Source organism: Agarivorans sp. D1326, assembly GCF_056958115.1.
The window spans coordinates 147410-172192 of record NZ_JBTWEN010000004.1 but is presented as its reverse complement, the minus strand read 5'-3'; the positions used below and the strand labels follow the sequence as shown (position 1 = coordinate 172192).

The 24783-nt window shown below is 45.1% G+C and carries 22 protein-coding genes; 10 read left to right on the top strand and 12 right to left on the bottom strand.

Going from position 1 to position 24783, the window contains the following annotated elements; all coding sequences use genetic code 11:
• The first annotated feature begins 28 nt into the window (after positions 1–28).
• Genes rluF through rimI form a run of 3 tightly spaced genes read left to right on the top strand, consistent with a single transcriptional unit; the run spans position 29 to position 1752 of the window.
• A complete protein-coding gene (gene rluF, locus ACYFDN_RS09525) occupies positions 29–895 on the top strand; it encodes a 23S rRNA pseudouridine(2604) synthase RluF (protein ID WP_483510864.1) in 867 nt (288 codons plus the stop codon).
• A gap of 39 nt (positions 896–934) precedes the next feature.
• Complete coding sequence (locus tag ACYFDN_RS09520; protein WP_221074676.1) at positions 935–1321, top strand: DNA polymerase III subunit psi; 387 nt, start codon at positions 935–937, stop codon at positions 1319–1321.
• Complete coding sequence (gene rimI, locus ACYFDN_RS09515) at positions 1282–1752, top strand: ribosomal protein S18-alanine N-acetyltransferase (protein WP_227981518.1); 471 nt, start codon at positions 1282–1284, stop codon at positions 1750–1752. The genes ACYFDN_RS09520 and rimI overlap by 40 nt, the downstream gene beginning before the upstream one ends.
• A gap of 37 nt (positions 1753–1789) precedes the next feature.
• On the opposite strand, the gene ACYFDN_RS09510 is transcribed toward rimI, so the two are convergent.
• The 7 genes from ACYFDN_RS09510 to ACYFDN_RS09480 form a co-directional block, all read right to left on the bottom strand.
• On the bottom strand, positions 1790–3058 hold the full coding sequence (locus ACYFDN_RS09510) for a MipA/OmpV family protein (RefSeq protein ID WP_483510862.1): 1269 nt from the start codon (positions 3056–3058) through the stop codon (positions 1790–1792).
• Positions 3059–3089: 31 nt separating this feature from the next.
• The gene (locus ACYFDN_RS09505) at positions 3090–3662 is read right to left on the bottom strand and encodes a thioredoxin family protein (RefSeq protein ID WP_152784344.1); all 573 of its coding nucleotides are present in this window, start codon (positions 3660–3662) and stop codon (positions 3090–3092) included.
• A 170-nt stretch (positions 3663–3832) separates the two neighbouring features.
• Positions 3833–6070, bottom strand: a complete 2238-nt coding sequence (locus ACYFDN_RS09500; RefSeq protein WP_483510860.1) for an endo-1,4-beta-xylanase — start codon at positions 6068–6070, stop codon at positions 3833–3835.
• A 224-nt stretch (positions 6071–6294) separates the two neighbouring features.
• Positions 6295–6480, bottom strand: coding sequence for a DUF2986 domain-containing protein (locus ACYFDN_RS09495; protein WP_016401584.1), 186 nt, complete (start codon positions 6478–6480; stop codon positions 6295–6297).
• Between the two features lie 121 nt (positions 6481–6601).
• On the bottom strand, positions 6602–7294 hold the full coding sequence (locus tag ACYFDN_RS09490) for a tellurite resistance TerB family protein (protein WP_483510859.1): 693 nt from the start codon (positions 7292–7294) through the stop codon (positions 6602–6604).
• 22 nt (positions 7295–7316) lie between these two features.
• Positions 7317–7991 carry a Bax inhibitor-1/YccA family protein gene (locus tag ACYFDN_RS09485; protein WP_483510858.1) on the bottom strand — a complete coding sequence of 225 codons (675 nt, stop codon included), beginning with the start codon at positions 7989–7991 and terminating at the stop codon, positions 7317–7319.
• Entirely contained in the window at positions 7988–8443 is a 456-nt protein-coding gene (locus ACYFDN_RS09480; RefSeq protein WP_338624223.1) for an HPF/RaiA family ribosome-associated protein, read from the bottom strand. Before ACYFDN_RS09480 ends, ACYFDN_RS09485 begins: the two co-directional genes overlap by 4 nt.
• Positions 8444–8562: 119 nt before the next feature.
• Between ACYFDN_RS09480 and nhaR the strand changes: the two genes are divergently transcribed.
• From nhaR to ACYFDN_RS09455, 5 genes are all read left to right on the top strand, one after another.
• On the top strand, positions 8563–9453 hold the full coding sequence (gene nhaR / locus ACYFDN_RS09475) for a transcriptional activator NhaR (protein WP_040307123.1): 891 nt from the start codon (positions 8563–8565) through the stop codon (positions 9451–9453).
• A 146-nt stretch (positions 9454–9599) separates the two neighbouring features.
• Positions 9600–12317, top strand: coding sequence for a TIM-barrel domain-containing protein (locus ACYFDN_RS09470; RefSeq protein ID WP_483510857.1), 2718 nt, complete (start codon positions 9600–9602; stop codon positions 12315–12317).
• 267 nt (positions 12318–12584) lie between these two features.
• Positions 12585–13658 carry an AI-2E family transporter gene (locus ACYFDN_RS09465; RefSeq protein ID WP_483510856.1) on the top strand — a complete coding sequence of 358 codons (1074 nt, stop codon included), beginning with the start codon at positions 12585–12587 and terminating at the stop codon, positions 13656–13658.
• 56 nt (positions 13659–13714) lie between these two features.
• Positions 13715–14809: an HlyD family secretion protein gene (locus ACYFDN_RS09460; RefSeq protein WP_483510855.1), complete on the top strand. Its 1095-nt coding sequence runs from the start codon at positions 13715–13717 to the stop codon at positions 14807–14809.
• Complete coding sequence (locus tag ACYFDN_RS09455) at positions 14799–15833, top strand: DUF2955 domain-containing protein (protein ID WP_483510854.1); 1035 nt, start codon at positions 14799–14801, stop codon at positions 15831–15833. The genes ACYFDN_RS09460 and ACYFDN_RS09455 overlap by 11 nt, the downstream gene beginning before the upstream one ends.
• A 44-nt stretch (positions 15834–15877) precedes the next feature.
• Here the strand turns inward: ACYFDN_RS09455 and ACYFDN_RS09450 are convergent, their stop codons facing one another.
• Positions 15878–16579, bottom strand: coding sequence for a PEP-CTERM sorting domain-containing protein (locus ACYFDN_RS09450; protein WP_483510853.1), 702 nt, complete (start codon positions 16577–16579; stop codon positions 15878–15880).
• A gap of 440 nt (positions 16580–17019) precedes the next feature.
• On the opposite strand from ACYFDN_RS09450, the gene prfC reads away from it, so the two are divergent.
• Positions 17020–18609 carry a peptide chain release factor 3 gene (gene prfC, locus ACYFDN_RS09445; RefSeq protein ID WP_016401428.1) on the top strand — a complete coding sequence of 530 codons (1590 nt, stop codon included), beginning with the start codon at positions 17020–17022 and terminating at the stop codon, positions 18607–18609.
• Positions 18610–18685: 76 nt separating this feature from the next.
• Here the strand turns inward: prfC and ACYFDN_RS09440 are convergent, their stop codons facing one another.
• The 4 genes from ACYFDN_RS09440 to ACYFDN_RS09425 all read right to left on the bottom strand — a co-directional run bounded on the left by ACYFDN_RS09440 (position 18686) and on the right by ACYFDN_RS09425 (position 23396).
• Positions 18686–19651 carry an ABC transporter permease gene (locus ACYFDN_RS09440; protein ID WP_483510852.1) on the bottom strand — a complete coding sequence of 322 codons (966 nt, stop codon included), beginning with the start codon at positions 19649–19651 and terminating at the stop codon, positions 18686–18688.
• A gap of 1 nt (position 19652) precedes the next feature.
• Positions 19653–20774: an ABC transporter permease gene (locus ACYFDN_RS09435; RefSeq protein ID WP_016401426.1), complete on the bottom strand. Its 1122-nt coding sequence runs from the start codon at positions 20772–20774 to the stop codon at positions 19653–19655.
• On the bottom strand, positions 20771–22336 hold the full coding sequence (locus tag ACYFDN_RS09430; RefSeq protein ID WP_483510851.1) for an ABC transporter ATP-binding protein: 1566 nt from the start codon (positions 22334–22336) through the stop codon (positions 20771–20773). Before ACYFDN_RS09430 ends, ACYFDN_RS09435 begins: the two co-directional genes overlap by 4 nt.
• Before the next feature lie 64 nt (positions 22337–22400).
• Positions 22401–23396, bottom strand: coding sequence for a BMP family lipoprotein (locus tag ACYFDN_RS09425; RefSeq protein ID WP_016401424.1), 996 nt, complete (start codon positions 23394–23396; stop codon positions 22401–22403).
• 564 nt (positions 23397–23960) lie between these two features.
• Here ACYFDN_RS09425 and ACYFDN_RS09420 point away from each other — a divergent pair.
• Positions 23961–24755, top strand: a complete 795-nt coding sequence (locus ACYFDN_RS09420; protein WP_483510850.1) for a TatD family hydrolase — start codon at positions 23961–23963, stop codon at positions 24753–24755.
• Positions 24756–24783 lie beyond the last annotated feature (28 nt).

The window sequence follows — 24783 nt, the reverse complement described above, 5'->3', positions numbered from 1 at the left end:
CGCGTTAATTAGCTAGTGGATCCTTGTAGTGAGCGCATCAAACGAAAAACGTCTAAATAAATTTATCAGTGACTCGGGATTTTGTTCCCGTCGTGAAGCCGATAAATTGATTGAACAGCAGCGAGTAACCATTAATGGTCAAAAGCCTGAGTTAGGGACTAAAGTTCAACCGGGCGATAAAGTTGCAGTAGACGGTAAACTGATAAAAGCTATCGCTAGCAATAAATCTGATCGTGTTTACATTGCCTACAACAAGCCCATTGGTATCACCAGTACTACAGAGCGCCATGTTAAAGGCAACATTATTGATGCCATTGGCCACAAGCAGCGCATTTTCCCTATAGGCCGTTTAGATAAACCCTCTGAAGGGCTTATTTTTCTAACTAGTGACGGCGACATCGTGAATAAGATTTTACGTGCCGAGAATGCTCACGATAAAGAATACGTGGTGACGGTAGATAAACCCCTAAGCGAGCGCTTTGTTGAGCGGATGCAACGTGGCGTACCTATTTTAGATACCGTGACTAAGCCCTGTAAGGTGAAGGTAAACAGCAAGTTTGTCTTTACCATTGTGCTTACTCAAGGCTTAAACCGCCAAATTCGTCGTATGTGTGAGTACTTGGGTTATGAAGTTACCAAGCTTAAGCGCACCCGTATTATGAATGTGCACTTAGATAAACTTCGCCCTGGCCAATGGCGCAACTTAACAGGTGCAGAAATGGCCGAGATTAATCAAGCTGTAGCCCATTCAAGTAAAACCGCACCAGAAACCACAGCAGCCACCGAGAAAAAGGTGTTTGTGAATAAAGCGGTAAGCAACAAGGCGCGTGATAAGTTTAAAAAAGCGCGTAGCCAAGGGGCAAATAAAGCTACTTTAAGCCTAAAGAAAAAGTAATCTTAAGCGGATTAATATTCAGCAACTTAGAAGCTCATTATGATAGATAAACAAGCGCGGCAATACCTGCAAGAGATGGATATCGATGTATGGCTCAAGCGGGCCACTCCGGTAAGCAAAACTCTGCGAGCGTCGCCGTCTTGGCCGCTAGTGCTAATTATAGAGCCTGCAGTTTTAGAGCTGCATTTAGCGCTGTTTAAAGGCATTGTTGCAGCGATGAAGCTAGAGTGGGCCGATATTCATATTTGTAGTGCTGCGCATTTTCCTGAAGCTATCGATACTTGGGTGTTATGGGCCGACCCTTTGAGCACTGCGCCTAAGCATTCTAAAATCTTGTTTTGCGACCCACAGCAGTTAGCTAGCGATAAACAAGCTAAGCGTATTTTATGGCAGCAGATATGTGCTCAGATCTTAAAACAAGCTTAAGCCCTCTATCGGTGATGGATGTGCCGATGATGCTAAACATAGAGCAACAAGCACATTCGCACCCATGGAGCCGTGCTTTACTCACCAGTAACTTTGGTGGTTTGTATCGAAACCTTGGCCTTTGGCAAGACGACTGCTTATTGGCTTACATTATTTTGCGGGTGGTGGCCGGCGAGGCTGAATTAATCAATATTGCGGTAACGCCCGAACAGCAAGGCAAGGGCTTAGGCACCCAGCTTATGCGGGCAATGTTAGAAATGGCAGACGAGCAGCAATGGCAACAGATTTTGCTGGAAGTTAGAGAAAGCAATGTGAGTGCTCAAAAGCTCTATCTGCGTTTTGAGTTTGAGCAAATAGATCGCCGCAAGGGTTATTACCCCTGCGATAAAAAAGGACGTGAAGACGCCCTTATTATGCAACGTTTTTGTTAGGCTTTTTTAGCCGCAACCGATGTTGCGGCTCTCTTCATTACCAGTGCCACTGAAAGTGAATACCCTGATAATTACTACCACCTTTAATTCTGCCAAACAGTGATGAATTCTCGAAAATACCCGAGCGGTGATGAATGTTATAACCCAGCCACATTTTTTCCATTTCCGGCTTCTTAAACAAGTCACCTAAGTTTACATCTAAAGAAAAGTCCAAATAGTTGAGCAACTTGCTTGGATTATAACCTTTACCTTCTTCGGCTAAGTCTACTTCTTCGATATAAGTAATGTTGGTGACATAAGAGAGGCCCTCTGCTACACCAAAACGCCAACGAATTGGCCAAGTGAAGGTGTAATACGCTTTAAAGGCAATCACATACTCAAGGATCGGGTCTTGTACCTCAGAGCTATGGTGATAAGCCAGGCCTGGCGTTAGGTAAACGTCTATCGGGAAGCCGAGCAAGGTTTCACTGAGTAAGTGACCATAAAACACCGAGCTTAACTGGTTGTTATATTCATCTTTTTCGGCTTTAAAGTGGATGATATCGCCTAAGTTAGAAGGGGTTGCCCAAGCATGAGATACCCTCAAGTAACCTTTTGGCCAGTCGCCTTCAGTGGTTTGATACTGCTGGTTGAAAAAGCTAATGCCCAAAAAGCTTTCGAATTGAAAATCTTTGTCGATGATATCTACGTTTTGTACTTCTTTACCGTAATAAGTACCCCCTAAGCGACCCACTAGATAGAAGTCTCGCCATACGTGGTAGCGCATATCAATACCGGCTTTTAAATCCACATCAGCTTGGGTTTTAAAAAGCTCTAGGCCGTAGTAGCGGGTATTGTACTCGCTGCTTTTAAGGTGAGCGGTGGCATAGGGCGCTAGATACCAGCGATTGTAGTGCTTCTGCCAAGTAAGGCCTAAGTTGCCGTGAAAATTACCGGAATCATCACTTAATAACTCGGTGTTAAAAGAATAATTGGGTTTGAAGCGCCATTGGCTGCGAACACCGTAATCAATGCCGTCGCCGCGAATTTGGTTTTGATACTCTGAAGGAATGTCGAAGAAGCGATATCGGCCCATAACAGAGATATCAAAGTCGTCTTCTTTCCATATTTTGTAGCCGGCTTCTAAGCCGTCTAGATATACTCGGTCGCCTCGGTAATATAGCAGCGGCATAACATCAGCAACGGTATTGGTTTCTGAGCGAAAGGGGATAGTGGCATTTCTAAATCCAAAAGCGATGCCCCAATCGTCATCCATTAAACCGTCAACCATTTCACTGGCTTGGCTACTAAGGCTAAAACACCACATTGTTAAGACAAGAGAATATGAGAGTAGCGAGTTAAGGTGGCGTTTCACCGCTTGATTCTTCCATGTTGGCTGCTTTTCGAGCCAATATTGTCGCACGGGTCACAGATAAACTAAAGCTCGCTTCAGAAAGTGGCATGAAATTTCCTTTCTGCAAGGTATCTTGCGCCACCCAAATTTGATTCATTTCTAAAACCAAATAGCTAGAAACGTGGTGCTCAGGATCAAACATTACAAACAAAGATGGGTAGGTATTAAGGTTGAACTGGTCGGCAAAACGCTCGTGGGTGCGGTCGGTATCAATGTTCACCTGTACTTTCACATAGTCTTCAAGCATCCGTTTGATCTGAGGATTGTTTAAATAGTCATATTCAAAAGCGATACAGCGTTGGCAGGCTTGCCTGCGCAAATACAAAAACAGCGGTTTTTCAGTGAGTTTTGATTCTCTAATGCCTTGATGGTAGCCCTGAATATCAAATAGCCAGCCATCTTTGGCGCTCACTCCGCGGCCATGAACGTGGTAGATAAAAATGTAACTAAGAGCAGCGCCACCTAAGGCTATCAATATCAAAGTAAAGAAGACTTTTTTGAATAGCTCAAAGCTCATCGCTTGCCCCTTGGTGAATTAACTAAGCATTTGTTTATAAACGTACTTAGTTAGCTATCGGCCTAATAATAGTAAGCTTTAGTTTGTTGATAAATCAAGCTAGGGCTAGCTTGCAAGATTTGCTTAAAAAAAAGCCTCGCAAATGCGAGGCTTTTTGCAGGAGAGCGTAGCTATTTAACAAATTCTAGAATTGTTAGTTGCTCACCTAGGTATGCAGTATTGTTACCAGGAACTGGATACAGCTGCGAACTACGAGATTGTCCATCGTCGTTGTCTGCTAGGGCAATGTTCCAGTCAATGGTTTTACCCGCTAAGCTGTCTACCGGCAGTTCAATAGAGAATTGCATGATAGTGCCATCTTCATTCCATTTGGCAACACGCTTACCAGGGAAGGTGTTTTTCTGGAAGTCTTGACCCACGATGCTGCGCAGTTGCACAAATTCTTCACCAACTTTAATGAAAATTTCAATGTTGTCGGTTTGCCAATCATCGCCACTAGTCACCGTTTTGTTGTCATGGCGGTGAACAACACCATGCAAGGTGTTACCAGAGTAAGCTACGCGCCAGCTACCATGAATAATATCTTGGCTTGGCGGCGTTTGGTCTTGGGGATTTAACTGGTTAAAGGCAAACGGATAATGGTAAACATTTTCCCATTTTGATAGGTCAAAGGCGCTAGTGGCGTCAAAGCCTTCAATTGGCTCAGCTTTAAAGCTAACGACTTGGCCTTTTAGTTTATCGCTAATTTCAGTGTTTTGAGCAGTAAAGAATACTTCACCAAAATCATGACCTTGCCAGCCGTTGTTAGTACCAGGTACTGGGTAAAGTTGAGCATGACGACCAGCTTCTGGGCCTGCATCGTTATCGGCTAAGGCAATGTTAAAGCCTAAAGTTGTACCCGACAGTGTTTTGGTTTTCTTCGGCGTAATTGAGAACTCTAGAACAGTTCCATCTTCGCTCCAGTAGTTTTTGATATCTGCTTCGAAGGCGGTTGGAGCAAACTCTTCGCCAACTAACGCACGAATTTGCGCAAACTCTTCACCAAAACCTAGGAATACCTCTACAGAGTCATTTTCCCAAACCTGCGCTTTGTTACCGGTAACAGTTTTGTCGTCTCTACGCTCTACACGCCCATAAAGGGTGTTGTCATCATAAAGCAAAGCAAAGCGACCAGAGATGTTGCTCTCTGCTGGTAAGGTTAAGTCTTTTCCACCTAACTGGTTGTAGGCGAAGGGGTAGAATACCGCGTCATTCCACTTGGCAATGTCACCATCTAGAGGCATTGCTTGTTTCGCTTCGTTACTAATAAAGGCTTCGAAGCGGCGTCCTGTATCAGCTAGTGGTGCTGGTGGCTCCCAATCAAATTTACCGGCGGCTTTATCGGCAAATACTTTATTAACCGCCGTGTAAGCTGGTTTTTCTTTGTATTGCTTATCAAACATTAAGCCGTGGTCGTAACCTTTAAACCAATGCGGGATCCAGCTGTATTTATCGCTAATCCCCCAAGTAGTGAAGAAGTTAACTTCATCGTAGTAAGCTGTTAGCTTAGCTAAGTCTTCATACATGTTGGCTTGTTGTTGCAACATCCGGTCAGTAGCGGGATCTTGCATACGAATATCAATTTCGGTGAAGTGGAACTCCAAACCAAGTTCTTGAATTCGCTCAATGTTGGCAGCTATGTCGGCAACCCGAGGTTGTACGCCAACTACCAAGTGAGCTTGCGTACCGATGCCGTGAATTGGCACACCTTGCTCTTTCAGTTTTTTCACTAAGCGGTAAGCTGCGTTCGCTTTTGGTGTTTTACCTTCGGTAGAATAATCGTTGTAAACCAAAATCGCATCAGGGTCGGCTTTGTGGGCAAACTCAAAGGCTTTTGCAATATAGTCTTCACCTAGCGCTTTGTACCATATTGTTGGACGCCAGCCGCCGTTATCATCTAAGGCTTCGTTTACTACGTCCCAGTATTTCACTTTACCTTTGTAGTGACTCACTACAGCGGTAATGTGCTCTTCCATGATTTTTAGCATTTCTTCTTTAGAGAAGTCGCCATTGTCTAACCAATCAGGGTTTTGAATGTGCCATACCAAGGCGTGGCCACGAACCATCATGTTATTTTTTTGAGCGAAATCTACCAGCTTGTCAGCTTTATCGAAGGTGAACTTGCCACGCTCTGGCTGCAAGTAGCTCCACTTCATTTCGTTTTCTGGGGTAAGTTGATTGAATTCACGAGCCAGTGTCTCGGCGAATTGCTTATCTTGAAGGTGGCGTGTTTCTAAGGCCGCACCGATGAAGGTGTCTTGACCTTTTACTACATCTCTTAACGGAGCAGCATTTACTTGTAAGCTGCAAATTGCAGCAGCAAGCGCCGCCACTTTAAAAAATCCTGTCTTAATCGCATGCTGGCGCATGTTTCTCACTCCTTAAACCGTTCTTAGCTTAAGGCTACCTTAGCCCTCCTTTTATCTAGGGAGCACTGCGAAACTTGATAAATTCGTTGCGAAAAATCACTAATGTGAGCTCTCTCATGCTTGTATGATAATTAATGAATTTCTCAGTTGCAGATGAAACTTGCTAATGTTTGTTCCGCGCTGTCATCACTATTTGCTTGTTTAGTAACGATATTTAGATTGAACTAAGGCTTGGCGTTGTTTTCTTCTGAGAGGGGAGTTGCAGCCTGTTCATTGTTTGCTTGCTCAGCTTCTAAAGCGGCGCGCTCAGCTTTTGAAACATAGCGCGGTTTGTTGCTATTTTGCTTTTTAGCGTTGGCTTTTTTAGCTTTTTTCTTCAGCGTTTCGTTGATTTTCTTTTTGCGGTTCACGAGTTTGTGCCTGTACTAAATGAATGGCGCAAGTTTAACAAATTGTAGCAATAAGTTCTTTAGCTTATGCCTGAGGAATAAGTTAGCACCAGCATCCATGCCGGTTTGCTAAATTGAATGCTTAGGCTGCCTCATGTATGGCTTGATGGGCTTGTTTTTGAAGCTGCTCGGCTAAATCGAAGGGCAGGCGCAGTGCGTAGGCTAGGCCATCTAAGTGCGCTTGTTCAGCAGCGTTGTCTAAGTTGATAGCAAAGCAAGAGGCCAAATAGAGCTCAGATTTTTGCTCGATGGTCTCTACTTCACTGGCCAGCTCGCCAATGGAAATGGGCTGACGCATTAGTTGATACAAGGTTGATTTTACTTGCTCGCTCAGTTCTATTTGTTCTAGCGCTTCGAAAATCCGTTGCTGTTCTTGTTCGTCAATGTGCCCATCTGCCTTGGCAGATGCGATCATCGCTTTAAGTATCGTGAGCTGAAAATCGTTGTTATCAGCGGTACTGGTAAAGCTGGATTGATCAATTTGCTCCAATTTTTGGCTAGTATGGTGGTTTTGCGAAGAGCTAGATTGCTTTTTCCAGTTACTAAAAGCGCTATAAGCTAAGCCGCCCAGTACCGCTGCACCGCCATAGGTTGCCGCTTTGCCAGCAAATTTTCGTGCGGATTTGTTACTTACTAATAAGGCCATTATGCCACCTGCAGCAGCGCCTCCGGCTAATCCGCCTGGAATTGCCCCCAATACTCCACCACCTTGCTGTGCGGTTTTGGGAGCATCGCCAGAAGCACCTAAAAACTGGTTAAGTAAATTGTTAATCATGCTAGTTTCTCCTCTTGCTTAGCTAGTCTTCTCCGTTAAGGAAACCAAGAATATGCAGCAAGCTGGTGAACAAATTGAAGATAGCAACAAACAACGAGGTTGTAGCCATAATGTAGTTGGTTTCTCCGCCATGAATGATGTTGCTGGTTTCATACAAAATTAGCCCCGACATCAACAGAACGAACATGGCCGATACACCTAAGGATAACGCCGGAATGGCAAAGAAAATTGCGCCTAAACCGGCAAGAAAAGCCACAATAATGCCTACCATTAAAAAACCGCCCATAAAGCTAAAGTCTTTTTTGCTGGTAATGGCATAAGCAGATAGCGACAGGAAGATCACCGCGGTAGCTACCATGGCTTGGCTAACAATCAGGCCACCATTTGGCAGGCTTAAGTATGCGGTAAGGATTGGCCCAAGGGTTAAACCCATAAAGCCCGTTAGGGCAAAAATACAAACTATACCCCAAGCACTATTACGCAGTTTCATGGTGGCAAACAGCAAGCCGAAGTAGCCCACCAAGGTGATAATGATACCAGGGTGGGGCAGGTTCATTGCCATAGAAAATGCCGCGCTAGCACCACTAAACATAAGTGTCATAGAGAGCAAGGCATAAGTATTTCGAATAACTTTATTGGTGGCTAATACGCTCTCGTTAACTTGGCTAGGGGTATTGCTAATAGGGTGATTGTTCATCTTGTCACTCCTTCCTCAGCAGTGTTTGTTGGGTATTCGGTGAACTCTACAAATTCGCTATTTAGTGGATCGTTATCGTCTTCATCGCTCAAGTTGTAATAGTCGGCAACACTAATGTCGGGAGCCCGAAGTGCCTTATTGCGCACCCGTGCTATACGCCGAGTTACCGAGCGACTAGCCCGGCTAGCTGCGCGGTCTATAGCAACATATATTTGAGCTTGAATGTCTTCAATCACTACATCGGCTTGGCCAGCTAACTTAACCAAAATTTGGCAGCGCTTGCCGTTTGCCCCGCTGCTCTCTTTGCTATCTGACAGCTTGACCGCAATGCGCATAATGTTGTTGTACTGCGACCCAAGTGCAAAGTTAATCCGTCTTTTGATGTAGGCTTGCAGTGGTTCATTCAGTGGAAAGTGTTGTGAATGCATATCAATTTTCATACTACCTGGCATGGTCTGCTCCTAAGCTGAATCAATACTTTGAATCACGAGTCACTACCTTAATGGGCTTTTATACTTAGGTATACTCGAATATACTTTCCTTATAGCTCGAAAAATACGAAGTGTTTGCTGTGATAAATTATAAACATCTGCATTATTTTTGGGTGGCTGCCAAGCAAGGCGGTATTGCTCGAGCCAGTGAATTGCTGCATATCACGCCACAAACTATTAGCGGCCAGATAAGCTTGTTAGAGCAGCATTTTGGCAGCGCCTTATTTAGTAAAGTGGGTCGAAATTTAGAACTAACCGAAACCGGCCGTTTGGCTCTTAGTTACGCCGACGAAATATTCACTTTAGGTGATGAACTTGAAGATAGCCTAAGGCAAGGTTCGGCAGAACGCCCCCAATTGCTAAAAGTGGGCATCGCCGAAGTAGTTCCCAAAACCATTGCTTACCGCCTGTTGGAGCCGGCCTACAACATGGGGGAGCCTTTACGTATGTTGTGCAAAGAAAACACCCTAGAGAGTTTGTTGGCAGAGCTAGCCCTAAACCGTTTGGATTTAGTGTTGGCGGATGGACCAGTGCCTCCTGGTTTAGGCGTGCGTGGTTTTAATCATGCGTTAGGGGAAAGTGGCGTAAGTTTTGTCGCCAGCCCAAGCATTGCTAAGTCACTACAAGCTAACTTTCCGGCCTGCTTAGATGGTGCGCCATTGTTAATTCCAAGTGAAATAAACCTTATGCATGTACGACTGTTGCAATGGTTTGATAAACAAAACATTCACCCGCAAATTATGGGTGAGTTTGATGACAGCGCATTGATGAAAACCTTTGGCCAAGCTGGCGTGGGGGCGTTTATTGTGCCGACCGCCATTGCCGATGAAGTGGTGAATCAATATGGGGTTGAATTAATTGGCAGCATCCAAGATGTACGAGAGCAGTTCTTTGCGATTACTGCCGAGCGCAGAATCGCCAATCCAGCAGTAGTGGCCATTACTGAGTCGGCGCGCGAATGGTTAGCGTAGTATTTCCAGCTAAGCCAACTTAGAACGCTTTTGTGCTATGAGCTCCAAATTGATTAATTTGAGTTTGTTTGCTGCTTTACTAAACCGCTAAATGTTACCGGGTGATTTACACTTAAGCATATCTCTGTATGCCTTAGGTTTATTGTATGTCGCGCCAAGTATTTCCCTTCCCTATTCTTCAAGATGGCCAACCAAGTAACGGGCTTGCCGAACTGAGCTTGCTTAACTCAAATACGCTTAGAGTGAAGATTGCTCCTGATACCGAGAGTTTAAACAAGCAGCAAATGCTAAGTGAGTTGGTGGTGTTGCCGCAACCAACGGTTGACGCGCAATATAGTTCTGCCAAGCAAATGCGCAGCGAGCACTTGAGTATAGCGTTTAGCGAAAACGGCTTGAGCATTAGCACTGCCGAAGGCGAGCTGCTGCGCGTAGCGCAAACTGCTTTTAAGCAACAAGGTGATGATAGTGCGCTTAGTCAGCGCTTTGTTAGCTCTGGTGAACAAGCTTTTTATGGCTTAGGCCAATATCCTGATGGGATCTTTAATTACCAAGAGCAAAGTCGCGAGATTTGCCAATCTAATAAAGGTATAGCAGCCCCTTTGCTACTATCCACCAAAGGTTATGCAGTGCTATGGAACCAACTTGCTTTTACCCAGTTTACTAGCCAAGGAGAGGGCTTTAGTTTTAGCTCAGCCGCTGGAGAGTGCATAGAGTTTTACGTTATTTATGGCCCCGAATTTGACCAAATTATTCAGCATTATCGAAAGCTTACGGGCGCTGCACCGCTGTTTGGCCGTTGGGCTTATGGTTACTGGCAAAGCAAAGAACGTTACGTAAATGCCGCCGAGCTAGTTGCCACTGCTAAAACTTACCGCGATAAAAAAATTCCCATCGATAACATCGTACAAGATTGGAAATACTGGGGAGATTTGGGCTGGAGCGCAATGCAGTTCGACCAGCAAGTATTTGGCGATGCAGCCACTACCATTACGCAACTTCATGATATGCACTTCAAACTTATGGTGTCGATTTGGCCAATTGTTGGCAAGGGCAGCCCAGTGTTTAAGGCCTTGTTAGAAAATGGCTATTTATTTGAAACCGAACATTGGGCCGATGGTCATATTTACGATGCTTATAGCCAAGGCGCACGTGATATTTACTGGCAACACCTTAAAGCCGGATTAATGGATCTGGGAGTTGATGCGTTGTGGATGGATGGCACAGAGCCAGAGTTTATCTCGACCCAAAATCCAAAAGATGGCGTGGAGTTTTGCCATCAGCAACGTGATACCGAGTTAGGCTCTTGGAAGCAGGTGCTAAATGGTTATTCCTTAATGACCACGCGAGGAGTTTATGAAGCGCAACGTCAGCAAATTTTGCAAGGAGCAGAAGACAAACGTGTTTTCACTCTTAGTCGATCTAGTTATTTAGGCCAGCAACGTTACGCCGCAGCTTGTTGGTCGGGAGACATTAGCGCCACTTGGCAAGTATTGCGTCAGCAAATTCCAGCAGGCTTAAACTTGTGTGCCGCGGGTTTACCTTATTGGACTACCGACATCGGCGGATTTTTTACCAGTGGTTTTGGTGCGAATTTCCCAGAAGGTGTAGACGATGATGCCTACAAAGAGCTGTATGTTCGCTGGTTCCAATATGGGGCTTTTTGTCCGCTATTTCGCTCTCACGGCGCCAATACACCGCGCGAAATCTATCAGTTTGGAGAGCCGGGAGATTGGGCCTTTGACGCCTTGTTAAAGTTCGACAAATTACGTTATCGCCTATTGCCTTATATCTATTCACAAGCTTGGAATATTGCAGAGCATGGCGGCACCATGATGCGTTTGCTGGCCTTTGATTTCAGGCAACAAGCACAGCTGCATAACATTAGCGATCAGTTTATGTTTGGCGACAGTTTGATGGTGTGCCCAGTTACCCAAGCTATGTTCCATCAACAAAGTTTGCAGCAACAGTTGATTGCTCAAGAGCATTTGCACACGGCGGAAGGCTTGCAAGGCATTAGCGAGCAACACTTTTCTGATGATCAATTCAAACAGCTGGTTGCTACGCAAGTGGTTGAAAGCATCGATGGCAACTGGGCAGGTGGCCCGCCAGCGGGTTTGCCATTAAGTGGTTATAGCGTACGTTGGCAAGGGCTGCTAACGGCGCCGGTAGATGGCGAGTACAACTGGCTGATTCATGCTAACGATGGGGTGCGTTTCTATTTAGACGGTAAGCTGTTGATTGATAGTTGGCAAACCCAAGCGCAGCTTAACCATAAAGCCAGTTGTCATTTAAAGGCAAATCAACAATATCAACTGGTGGTTGAATATGCGCATTGGCAAGGTTCATCAAAATGTAGCCTAAGCTGGGCACATGCAGGCATCGCTCATCAGCAAACGCAGTTATACCCAGGTGAGCGAGAGGTGGTGCTGCCTGCTGGCCTTGCTTGGTATAACTATTGGAACAAACACTGTTATCAAGGTGGACAAACTATTGCGATGGGCACGCCTATCGACATTATGCCCTTATTAGTGAAAGCCGGAGCCATTATTCCACATGGCCCTGAGGTGCAGTATCACGATGAATTACCGAGCGACCCACTCACCATTGAAGTATACGTGGGTGAGGATGGGCGCTTTTGCTTGTATGAAGATGAGGGAGACAGTTATCGCTATGAGCAAGGGGCCTATAGCGAAATTGTGTTTGAATGGGATAACAGTAAACGCTGTTTACATATTGCTAAACGCAGCGGCAGTTTTGCGGGTATGTTGCAACAACGTACTTTTAATGTTCACTTAATTAGCGCTTTTGATATTCAGCGACAAACCCTAGTTTATGTGGGAGAGGAGCAAAACTTGCAGTTTTAAACAAAGGAGTTACTAGGGGCTGTTGAGCCTTATTGATGCTGCCCAGAGGAGGGCGAATAAGCAAACGAAACTTCAACATTAAAGGTCTCCAGACCCTAGCTTAGCGGCAAAACTGTGCAGCAAACAGGTGCTTAAATTAGCAACATTATCTATAGATTGTTTTTAATAAACTAAACAATTACTTGGCTTATTCTCTATACTATTTAGCATCACTGAAGTGGCAGGGTAGCAACTTCAGTTCACTTTAATAACCTAGAGAACATGGATATGTTGAATCAAAAAACCTTTGAGCGTGGTGCAATGGAAGCCGCCATAAAAATAGGTTTACTATTTTTGCTAGCAGCATGGTGTATCGACATTGTGCGGCCCTTTATTACCCCAGTTATTTGGGCGATGATCTTGGCTGTAGCGCTTAACCCATTGTATTTAAAACTCAAAAATGTGGTGGGTAAAGGTGGCGTAGCAGCCACCATTATTGTGCTGGTGTTTTTAGCCATAATTTTGGTACCTGGGGTTAAGGTGACTACTGCAGCAATCGACAGTTTAGCTGCTGTAGGTAAGCAAGTTCAGCAGGGCAGCTTTGAAATTCCCCCTCCTTCAAATTCAATCAAATCCTGGCCCTTAATTGGCGAAAAAATTCATGCGCAGTGGTCCTTGGCTGCCAGTGATTTACAGCGCTATTTAGGTACTTATGCAAGCCAAGTGGGTGATGTGGCCGGCAAGGTTATTGGTTTTGCTGGTGGGCTTATCGGCGGCCTGTTGATGTTTTGCTTCTCGGTAATTATTGCCGGAGTATTTATGGCAAACGGTGAGAAAGCTGTGCTGGGAGCGCAATCATTAGCAAATGCCTTGGCAGGTAAGCATGGTAGCTACTTAACCAATTTAGCCAGCAATACTATTCAAAGTGTGGCAAAAGGCGTGCTTGGTGTTGCGGTTATTCAAGCTACTTTACTATCAATCGGCTTTTTTGCCGTAGGCGTACCGGGGGCGGCTGTATGGTCGGTGTTGGTACTGATTTTGGCCATTGCCCAATTACCGCCGTTTTTAGTGGTATTGCCGGTGGTCATTTATGTCTTTAACCACGAGTCTACGGTGGTGGCAGGGATTTTTGCTGTATGGAGCATACTAGCGGGCTTTAGTGAAAATGTGCTCAAACCTTTATTGCTAGGGCGCGGCGTAGATGTGCCAATGCTGGTGATTTTGTTAGGTTCTTTAGGGGGAATGCTAATGTCTGGCTTTGTAGGCTTGTTCTTAGGAGCAGTAGTTCTAGCAGTTAGTTACCGCTTGTTAGTAGCATGGTTAGAGCTAAATTCTCAAGAGCAGGCAGATGCTAACGATTAAGTACCAAAACAAAAATTAGCCTTAAGTAAAATAAATACGGAAATAAGAGAAACACGATGTCTGAACAAAATGAAGCCTCAGAAGCTGCGCCAAGCAACCCTTTACGTAAAAGTTCGTTGTTGGTATTTGCCCTGTGTATTTTGGTTTTTATTATTTATGTCGTGGGCGATAGAGTGACGCCTAATACCGACAATGCTCGGGTATTTGGTTTTGTGGTGCCGATTGCCGCCTCGGTATCGGGCAAACTGGTTGAAGTGAATGTTACGAACAACCAGTTAGTTGAAAAAGGCCAACCTTTGGCCAAGGTAGCCGAAGAAGAATACGTGCTGGCGGTCACTCAAGCCGAAGCCGCATTAGAGTTAGCCGGGCAAGAAATTGGTGCAGGAACCGCTGGCGTTTCGGCTGCGCAAGCGCGCTTACTTGAAGCATCCACCTCTTATCAAGCGATTCTTACCGACGCCAATCGTTTGTTTGCCGTAGAAGACCAAAACGTTGTGCCGCAGCAAAATATTGATAGAGCGCGCAGCGATGTGGCCAAAGCTAAAGCTTCGGTAGCCAAGGCCAACGCAGAGTTGGAACAAGCTAAACAAAATCTTGGGGTGAGCGGCGAAGATAACCCAAAACTGCAATCAGCTTTAGCCAAGTTGGGTAAAGCCCGTTTAGATTTATCTAAAACCGTAATTGTTGCGCCTTCTGAGGGAGGGGTGACTAACTTACAGCTAGAAGCTGGTTATTACGCCAATAAAGGTCAACCGCTGATGACTTTTGTCACCACCAAAGAGGTGTGGATTGAGGCCTATATGCGAGAAAACAATATTGCCAATATTCAAGCGGGCGACCCAGTGGAAATTGCTCTAGATATTGCACCAGGCAAAATCTTCAAAGGCGAGGTGGTGTCAATTGGGTTTGCAGTTAATTATGGTCAATCTAACAACCTAGGTGCGCTACCTACTATTCCGCAAACGGCTGGTTGGTTGCGAGATCCGCAGCGCTTTCCGGTAATCATCAAATTCTCTGATGATACTGCCCATGGCTTACGACGAATTGGTGCACAAGCAGATGTAACGGTATATACCGAAGGCACCTTCATTATGAAAGCGTTGGCTAAGCTGGCCTTAAGGGTTAAAAGCTGGTTCTCTTATGTCTACTAAGGCCTTAAGCTCGCGGCTTGCTAATCCTCTAAAAGCGCACATGTTGCGCTTTAGCTTGGTGAGTGCATTGGTACTGGTGCTGGCGGTAAGTCTAGAGTGGAGTATGTCATTTGTTACTGCCATTTTTACCGCTCAGTTGTTGTTGCCTGGCAAGCCCCCGTTAAACTTGGCCTTAATTAAAACCTTAGCGCTAGCGGTATTAAGCTGTTTTCTGGTGGGGCTTGGGGTTGTGCTTATTGCCCAGCCTTATCCATTGCTGCTGTTTATTATTCTTGCTTGGTGTTTGTTTTTCGTATTTTACCGAGCCAGTACTGGTTTAAATGAGTTAGTGGTGCTATTTCTGTTGGTGGCGCTGATAGCATTGCCGATGTTGGCCAGTGCTAGCAGGGCAGCAGCGTCTAGTTTTGTTGTCGACTTTATGCTGGCCTTTGTCTTGGCCTTGTTGATAGTGGCCTTTGTGCATTGGCTGATACCAGTGAAAGACGACTTCCATCAAGGAGCAGAAAAGCAGCAAGCGCCGATTCTAAAACATCAAGATGCCTGCCGTCAGGCAGTGGTTAGCACCATCGTTATACTGCCACTTATTATCTACTTCTTTGCTTTCGATAAACTAAGCGATTTGCTGGTGGTTATTTTTGTGGCAATTTTGGCGCAAAACCCCGAGTTAACTAAAGGCGCAAAAGCCAGTATAGGAATTATTTTCACCAACATTGTAGGTGGGTTAATTGCTGTACTGGTATTTAATTTATTGGTTGCAGCGCCGCAGTTTAGTTTTATGGCGCTGCTAATTACCCTTACTTTTATGCTGATCGCCCAAGCTATTTACCTGCACCCTAAAGGCGCGATAGTAGCAGCTGGCCTATCGGCTTATATCATTATACTTGGTAGTACTATTGGCAGTGATGGCGGTTTAGCAACCACTAAGTTTTATGCGCGTATCTTCCAGTTAAGCATGGTGGGTTTGTATGTGGTGGGCAGTTTTTACTTAGTGCATAAGTTGGCTTGGCTTAAGCCGAATGAATGAGGTTTAACTAAAAACGCCGCTTAGAGTAAGCGGCGTTTTTGGTTTTATTTAAAGCGTCTTGCTACCAAACCAAAACAGGCTAGTGCAAATAGGGCAATGCTGCCAGGCTCGGGAACCGAGAAGCGAATGTTATCGATAGCGCCAGAGCCGTTTAAGTGAATACGCATTGAGGCTACCTGGGCTACTGCAAAATCCAAGCGATCCCAAGTATTATCACCGCCGGTATGCGGAGTGTAGAAATCAGTTGGGAAAATTTCGTTGTTTTGCGCATCAAACAAGTGAATGGCATTTTGTGCTGTGTAGCCATTCTCTGCCAGCTCAATGTCAAAAAAGTCGATACTCTCAAGGTATACCGAACTTGAGAAGTTAATGGTGAAGTAACCTGCAGGACGACGCCCTTCGTCATCTGGGTTGTTACAAATAAGGCCATTACACGAGTTTGGGTTCTCATGAATAATGAGTACATTGCCAGGGTTAGCAATACCTAAATTGGGTTGGTTAATATTGCTAAAAGGCGACTCTAAATCTGGGTCTTGAGTATTGATAAGGCTGGTATCAAAAGCGACGGCCAAATTGGTTTGGCCTAAACGTACATTGGTTCCATCTATGCTAACACCATGACTTAACTGGTATTGACCATTAACAATTTCACCGTTGGCCAGTTCATCAAAAGTAATCACACTGGCTTGGCTAACAAAAGTGCTAAGTAAGCCTACAACGGCGAAAAATACATGCTTGCGGTTCAAAACAATCTTCCTTGATATAAATGGTTCGACCAGTTCTAGGCAATTACTGTACCAAACTCGCAAGTCCATGGCCAGTATCACTTTCCTTACTGTTTTTATTAACAATAAATACTGGGTGTAAAGAATACTGACGAATTAATCGCTGCTTTTGAGGTAATAGGTGGAGTTAATACTAAAGTGCTTGCTGGCTTAACAAAGAGGGAGTTGTTGCATTGAGTAATTCACGCCTTTATATGAGTAGCTACACGTAAAACTCTTACCGATTCGCTATCGAAAACTAAGGTTTTCCAATAGCAACTAAAGCGCCGATTGTTTATCAAAGCTAGATCGGCGAAAATACCCGCCAATTACGATTAACTAAACGCTGGGTGATTGTGCTGTTTCGGCCAAATTGCCACTTTGCTGCATCCTCGCGTTACCAAATTAGAAGAATTGATTCGATGTCTAACGCTTCACTCTTGCAAGATATTGCTAGCCGAAGAACCTTTGCAATTATCTCTCACCCGGATGCGGGTAAAACCACCATTACTGAAAAAGTATTGTTATTCGGAAACGCGATTCAAAAAGCCGGTACAGTGAAAGGTCGCGGTAACGCTACCCACGCTAAATCTGACTGGATGGAAATGGAGAAAGAGCGTGGTATCTCGGTTACTACCTCGGTGATGCAGTTCCCGTTTAACGATTGTATTGTTAACCTGCTAGATACTCCTGGACACGAAGACTTCTCGGAAGATACTTACCGTACCCTAACTGCAGTTGACTCCTGTTTGATGGTGATTGACGCGGCGAAAGGTGTAGAAGATCGTACTCGTAAATTAATGGAAGTTACTCGCCTACGTGATACGCCTATTGTTACCTTTATGAACAAATTGGACCGAGATATTCGCGACCCAATGGAAGTAATGGATGAGGTAGAGAGCGAACTTAACATGATGTGCGCACCAATTACTTGGCCAATTGGCTGCGGTAAATTGTTTAAAGGTGTTTACCACATTCTTAAAGATGAAGTGATTCTTTACCAAACTGGTAAAGGCCATACCATTCAAGACCAACAAATCATCAAAGGTTTAGATAACCCCGAAATAGATGCCGCCGTAGGCGATGAGCTTGCCGAAACCTTGCGTGATGAGCTTGAGCTGGTACTAGGTGCGTCTAACGAGTTTGACCTTGAACTGTTTTTAAGCGGTGAATTAACACCTGTGTATTTTGGTACCGCACTGGGTAACTTTGGTGTAGACCATATGTTAGAAGGCCTAACTAATTGGGCACCAGCTCCTAAGCCACGTGCTACAGATATAGGTGAGGTTACCGCTTCTGATGATAGCTTCTCTGGCTTCGTTTTTAAGATCCAAGCGAATATGGATCCTAAACACCGCGACCGTATTGCTTTTATGCGCATTGTGTCTGGTGAATACAATAAAGGCATGAAAATGCGTCATGTACGCTTAGGTAAAGATGTAAGCATTTCTGATGCGGTAACCTTTATGGCAGGCGACCGCGCCGCTGCTGAAAAAGCGATTGCTGGCGACATTATCGGTTTACACAACCACGGCACCATTCAAATTGGCGATACCTTTACTCAAGGCCAAGCCATGAAGTTTACTGGTATTCCTAACTTCGCCCCTGAAATGTTCCGCCGTATTCGACTAAAAGATCCTTTGAAGCAAAAGCAATTGCTTAAGGGATTGATTCAATTATCTGAAGAAGGTGCTGTGCAGTTATTCCGCCCTATGCGTAACAATGACCTAATTGTTGGCGCAGTAGGTGTGCTGCAGTTTGATGTGGTGGTACATCGCTTACGCACTGAATATAAAGTAGAAGCTGTTTACGAGGGCATTAGCCTTGCCACTGCGCGTTGGTGCGCTAGCGACGATTCTAAGAAGTTTGAAGAGTTTAAGAAGAAAGCTCACGATAATTTAGCTTTAGATGGCGGCGACAACTTAACTTATTTAGCGCCTACAATGGTTAACTTAAACTTAGCCACCGAGCGCTACCCAGACGTTAAGTTTATGCAAACTCGCGAACACTAAGCCGCTTTTAAGCTAGTTTAATCGCCATAAAAAAAGGTCGCATAAAGCGACCTTTTTTGTGGCTAGTAGTAAGGTTCTATTCGCGCTCTTTAGTATATGGAACACCAATCGCTTTTGGCGCGATAGCTTTACCGATAAAGCCTGCCAGTAAGAACACGGTAAGTACGTAAGGTATCGCTTCAATGGCTTGCACTGGAATCGCGAAGTTACCAATGGAGACGCCTTGTAAACGTATTGCCATGGCATCCAAGAAACCAAACAGTAAACATGCAGCCAATGCGGTAAATGGTCGCCACTTACCAAAAATCAACGCGGCTAACGCCATATAACCTTTACCGGCACTCATGTTCGGAATGAACTGGGCGGTTTGCGCCACCGACAAGTACACACCACCAATACCGACCAGTAAGCCACAAATAATTACCGCGCTGTAACGCATTCTCACTACTGAGATACCCGCGGTATCAACCGCTGCTGGTGATTCACCCACCGCACGTAAACGTAAACCAAAGCGGGTTTTAAACATTACGTACCATGCTAAAGGCACGGTTATGATTAGCAAATACACCAAGGCTGAGTGGCCGCTAATTAGCTCTGAATACAACAAACCAATCACCGGTACATCGGCCATTGCCTCAGCACCCGGCAGTTGAATAGGCGCGAAGCGGGCATCGCCACTCAAAGCGGGGGTTTGACCGCCTTGGTGGAACCAGTGACGCCCTAAGGTCACCGTTAAACCAGCGGCTAAAATGTTAATCGCCATACCACTTACAACATGATCGCCACGGTGAGTAATGGTGGCAAAGCCGTGTAATAGGGCTAATAGTACCGAGATGCCAATACCCGCCAGTAAACCTAGCCAAGCTGAACCGGTTACATGCGCTGTTGCTGCACCAACAAATGCCGCAGCGAGTAACTTGCCTTCTAAGGCGATATTCACAATGCCCGAGCGCTCACAGAACATGCCGGCCAGTGAAGCGAAGATAAGCGGTGTCGCAACCCGTATGGTGGCGTCTAACATTAAGATAATTGTTTCAAACATCTTAAGCGACTCCTTCTGATGGGCTTGCTTTTTTAGCAAAAAGCTTGAGGTAAGTACGTTCAAGCGATGGCTTAAACATGTGCTCTAAAGCGCCTGAGAATAGAATCACCAAACCCTGAAGAACAACGACGATGTTACGGTCTACACCGTACTCAAAACTTAACTCTGCGCCACCTTGGTATAGGAAACCAAACAGTAAGCTGGCGAGTAATACACCAAGAGGGTGGTTGCGGCCCATCAGTGCTACAGCAATACCGGTAAAGCCAAAGCCTTCTACAAAGTTTAATTTGATTTGGTGTAGTTCACCTTGCAAAACGTTAAGGCCAAAGAAGCCAGCCAGCATGCCTGATATCAACATCGCAATAATCACGATTTTAACATAGCTAATACCTGCGTAAGTGGCGGCGCTAGGGTTAGAACCTACCGAGCGTATTTCGTAGCCCCAACGCGTATGCCAAATAAATAACCACAGCAACAAACAGCACAGTAAGGCGAAAATGAAGCTTAAATTGAGCGGGCTCGCAGACATGCTCACACCCACCCAGCTAAGCATTTCATGCATTTTGGGTAGCCAAGAAGACGCCGCAAAAACTCGGCTTTCGGTGGCCATTGTGGTCTCAGGTTTAAGAATATCAACCAGTAAATAGGCCATTAATGAGGCTGCAATAAAGTTGAACATGATGGTGGTGATTACGATGTGTGAACCACGCTTGGCTTGCAAGTAAGCAGGGATAAACGCCCAAGCTGCACCAAATAAACCACCCACAACAATGGCGACAGGGAATACCACATACCAAGGCGCAAACTCGCCTAAGGTTAAGCAGACTAAACCAACCCCTAAACCACCAATATAGGCTTGGCCTTCGCCACCAATATTAAATAAACCAGCGTGAAAGGCGATAGCCACGGCTAAACCGGTAAAGATGAATCCAGTGGTGTAATACAAGGTATAACCAATGCCTTCGGCATAGCCAAACGCGCCGGTCCACATCACTTTAATCGCATCGATGGGTGATATGTCGATATACATAAACAGCAAGGCCGACACTAAAAATGCGGCAAACACATTGATTGCAGGTAACAGGGCAACGCTGACCCATGCAGGTACTTGAGCTTGGCTCATATTTCACCTCCCTGCGCGGTGTTTTTTATATGCTCTGGCACAATGTTGGCCATCATTAATCCTAAGGTTTGTTCATCCGCTTGTTCTGCGCTTACTTCACCTACAATCGCGCCATCAAAGACCACGATGATTCGATCGGCTAAGTTGACAATTTCATCTAACTCAACCGAGACCAGCAATACTGCTTTACCTGCGTCACGCGAGTGAATGATTTGTTGGTGAATGTATTCAATGGCACCAATGTCTACGCCACGGGTAGGTTGGCCAACCAGAAGAATGTCTGGGTCTTGTTCCATCTCGCGAGCAATCACCAACTTTTGTTGGTTACCTCCCGAGAAGTTGGCGGTTTTTAAGTTGGTATCTGCAGGGCGAACGTCCCACTTTTCCATGCTTTGTTGACAGCCTTGTTCAATCGCTTGCTTGTCTTGCAGTACCCCTTTGTTGTATTGCGCAAGGTGGTGATAACCGAGTATATAAGCTTCTTTGGCGGCAAATTTATTGATAAGACCTTGCTTGTGTCGGTCTTCAGGAATGTGGCCTACGCCAATGGACCTAATACTGCGCGGGCTGTAATGGCTTTCGGCGTCAATGGTATGTCCGTTTAACGTCATACTGCCGCTGCTTGGGGTGATAATGCCGCTTAATAAGCTAAGAATTTCTGACTGACCATTGCCTGATACTCCAGCAATACCCACGATTTCTCCTGCGCGAACATTAAACGAGATATCTTTTACGCGTTTAACCCCGGCACTATCTATGTAACTAAGCTTGTTCACTTCAATTAAAGGCGCTTGTGGTTTTGCTTCACCGCGCTCTACTTGCAGCAATACCTTGCGGCCTACCATTAGCTCTGCAAGCTGCTCTTGATTGGTTTCAGCTGTTACTACATGTTCAACCATTGCTCCCTGTCGCATCACCGATACATTGTCGGTAATGGCTAATACTTCACGAAGCTTATGGGTAATAATCATGATGGTGGTGCCTTGCTCACGTAACTTACCTAAAATAGTAAATAAGTGATCGGCTTCTTGCGGCGTGAGTACCCCTGTGGGTTCATCCAAAATGAGAATTTTGGCGCCACGATATAAGGCTTTTAAGATCTCTACACGTTGCTGCAAACCTACCGCTAGCTCACCAACAACGGCATCTAGTGGCACATCTAAACCGTAGTCTTTGGCTAGTTGCTTAAGCTTCTTGCGCGCTGCGCTTAAACTGTCTTCAAGCTTCCAGCCGTCTTCTGCACCAAGAACGATGTTTTCTAGCACAGTAAAGGTATCCACTAACATGAAGTGCTGGTGCACCATGCCAATACCCGCCTTGATGGCTTCTTGAGAATTATGTGGTTGGTAATGCTGGCCATGTACCTGCATAGAGCCAGAGTCGGCATGATAGAAGCCGTAAATAATACTCATTAGGGTGGATTTACCGGCACCATTTTCGCCAATAATTCCATGAATTGTGCCTTTAGGAATGGCAAGGTCGATACTGCGATTGGCATGAACGCTGCCAAAGCGCTTATCGATTTTTTCCAGTTTAATGGCAAAATCAGCTGCGTGAATCAATTTCGATTTCCATTTCTAGCAAGTAAAAATACGCCAACTCGAGGTTGGCGCGTATTTTTAGCATTTAGTAGTTACAGGTGTTGTCCGACATGTAGTCATGAACAGTAATTTTGCCAGAAATAATATCGGCTTTAATTCCGTCTACGTATGCTTTCAATTCTGGAGTGATTAATGAAGCATTGTGCTCGTCTTGCGCCCAATCAACAGAATCTTCCTTAAGACCTAAGGCTTTAATACCTGGCTGCCAAGTGCCGTCCATGCCTTCTTCCCAAGTGCTGTAAGCAACGGCGCCCACTTTCTTAACCATTGAGGTCAACATAGTGCCTGGCTGTAAGTGGTTTTGGTTTGAATCAACACCAATGGCATATTTGCCTGCATCTTTAGCGGCTTGGTAAACACCTAAACCGGTTCCGCCTGCTGCAGCATAGATAACGTCAGCACCTTGAGAAAACTGAGATTTAGCTAGCTCTGAGCCTTTAGCTGGATCGGCAAAAGCAGCTGGCGTAGAGCCGGTCATGTTTTGCAGTACTTTGGTGTCGGCATTGGCATAAACCGCACCTTGCTCATAGCCACAAGCAAATTTACGAATAAGCGGGATATCCATACCGCCTACAAAACCAACGGTATTGGTTTTAGATACCTTGGCTGCTAATGCGCCAACTAAGAAAGAGCCTTCGTGTTCTTTAAATACCACCGATTGAACGTTGGGTTTATCAATCACCATGTCGATAATGGTGAACTGAGTATCAGGGTATTCGGCTGCTACTTTCTCAACGGCTGATGCCATGTTAAAGCCTACCGCAACAATTGGGCTGAATCCGCGACCTGCTAAACGGCGTAAACCTTGTTCGCGTTGCGCTTCATTCTGTGGTTCAAATTCGCGTACATCAACGCCTTTTTCTTTTTTAAATACTTCTACGCCATTGCGAAAAACAGCTTCATTGAATGATTTATCAAATTTGCCGGCAGTATCATAAACAACGGCTGGTTTAGCGGCTAACGCACTAAAAGAGGCAACTGCTAAAGCTGCAGCTGTAAGGTTGGTTGTGAATGTTTTCACGTCAAACTCCCTGTTTTTTATTGAAATATTTTATCTAGTTCGGTCAGCGTTACTGGAACAGGCCCAAGCAGTACACTTGCTTAAATGGCGAAGCTCACAGCCGATGTATTCATTGTTGATGAAGTGCATTTATCCAAGGATAGTAAACACCTACTTAAACTTACTAAGTGTAATCTACTATTGGGAATGTGTTGCACCATCGAGCATGACTTACTAGATATTGTCGGTGTCGCGTTTCGAATACTAACTATTTTCCCTGTAACCACTCTTTATATACAGTGATCCATTGGTAGAGTAGGATTAAGAATTACTGAATTCAATAAGCTATTCTCAGTATTTATCTTAATTTGTTGGGTATTTAAGAGATATTACCTATATATGTGGGTAAAATTACTATAAGTGACATGAAGCTCAGCAGAAGAGGTGGTCTATGGTAGCTCGAATAATCACGCTTTTTCGCCACTATATCGCTTGTTACGATAGTTGGCTCCTCAAAAATGGTTTGGACAAACCTTGTCGAAGTTGCATTCCTCAAGAGCACCCAAAACAGGACAAAGGCGAGTAATGGCCTGGTTTGATACCCATTGTCACTTGGACTTCGCGCCATTTAAGCAGGATTTACCCAGTTACTTAGCAGAGTTCAAACGCTGCAATATACAAGGCTGCTTAGTACCTGCTGTGGGCCCAGAAAACTGGCAAACCGTAGTCGACCTATCTTCCCTAAAAATGTTGAAAATAGCCCTGGGTTACCATCCATGCTTTTTAGATAAAAATGCCTTGCAGGGAGAACCTGAGTTATTGCTCGGCGAACTAGGGGCTTTAGACCAAATAGTCCAACAGCATCGAGAGCGGCTAAGTGCATGGGGGGAGTGTGGTTTAGACGGTCGTTTCCCCGAAACCAACGCCCATCAAGAGTTTGCCTTTAATTGGCAAATAAAGGCGGCCCAACAACAAGCTTTGCCCTTACTTATCCATTCGGTGCGACTGCATGATCGCGTTGCTCATCTACTCAAACAAGCTCAGTTTGACCAAGGCGGGATTATTCACGGTTTTAGTGGCAGCTATGTACAAGCTAGCCGCTTTGTTGATTTGGGTTTTAAAATTGGCGTAGGCGGAACCATTACTTGGCCGCGTTCGGAAAAAACGCGCAAGGCTCTAAAACGCCTACCGCTAGATGCTTTGGTGCTAGAAACCGACGCGCCAGATATGCCTTTGTTTGAGATGCAACAACAGCACAATACGCCACTTAATCTTTCAGTTATTTTTGAGCAATTAGCAGCGCTGCGCAGCGAATCACCTCAAGAGCTAGAGCAGCGCCTATGGGACAACAGCCTACAAGTTTTAAGAATAGAATCTTAAAGCTCTATGGCTTTGCCGGCGCATAGAC

Coding starts and splice junctions, on each gene's coding strand:
- ACYFDN_RS09510 (WP_483510862.1), bottom strand. CDS start 3,058: ATGTGGTGTTTTAGCCTTAGTAGCCAAGCCAGTGAAATGGTTGACGGT.
- ACYFDN_RS09520 (WP_221074676.1), top strand. CDS start 935: ATGATAGATAAACAAGCGCGGCAATACCTGCAAGAGATGGATATCGAT.
- ACYFDN_RS09455 (WP_483510854.1), top strand. CDS start 14,799: ATGTCTACTAAGGCCTTAAGCTCGCGGCTTGCTAATCCTCTAAAAGCG.
- ACYFDN_RS09465 (WP_483510856.1), top strand. CDS start 12,585: ATGTTGAATCAAAAAACCTTTGAGCGTGGTGCAATGGAAGCCGCCATA.
- ACYFDN_RS09480 (WP_338624223.1), bottom strand. CDS start 8,443: ATGCCAGGTAGTATGAAAATTGATATGCATTCACAACACTTTCCACTG.
- ACYFDN_RS09460 (WP_483510855.1), top strand. CDS start 13,715: ATGTCTGAACAAAATGAAGCCTCAGAAGCTGCGCCAAGCAACCCTTTA.
- ACYFDN_RS09420 (WP_483510850.1), top strand. CDS start 23,961: ATGGCCTGGTTTGATACCCATTGTCACTTGGACTTCGCGCCATTTAAG.
- ACYFDN_RS09490 (WP_483510859.1), bottom strand. CDS start 7,294: ATGATTAACAATTTACTTAACCAGTTTTTAGGTGCTTCTGGCGATGCT.
- ACYFDN_RS09470 (WP_483510857.1), top strand. CDS start 9,600: ATGTCGCGCCAAGTATTTCCCTTCCCTATTCTTCAAGATGGCCAACCA.
- ACYFDN_RS09440 (WP_483510852.1), bottom strand. CDS start 19,651: ATGTTTGAAACAATTATCTTAATGTTAGACGCCACCATACGGGTTGCG.
- prfC (WP_016401428.1), top strand. CDS start 17,020: ATGTCTAACGCTTCACTCTTGCAAGATATTGCTAGCCGAAGAACCTTT.
- ACYFDN_RS09500 (WP_483510860.1), bottom strand. CDS start 6,070: ATGCGCCAGCATGCGATTAAGACAGGATTTTTTAAAGTGGCGGCGCTT.
- ACYFDN_RS09435 (WP_016401426.1), bottom strand. CDS start 20,774: ATGAGCCAAGCTCAAGTACCTGCATGGGTCAGCGTTGCCCTGTTACCT.
- ACYFDN_RS09485 (WP_483510858.1), bottom strand. CDS start 7,991: ATGAACAATCACCCTATTAGCAATACCCCTAGCCAAGTTAACGAGAGC.
- ACYFDN_RS09505 (WP_152784344.1), bottom strand. CDS start 3,662: ATGAGCTTTGAGCTATTCAAAAAAGTCTTCTTTACTTTGATATTGATA.
- rimI (WP_227981518.1), top strand. CDS start 1,282: ATGGCAGCAGATATGTGCTCAGATCTTAAAACAAGCTTAAGCCCTCTA.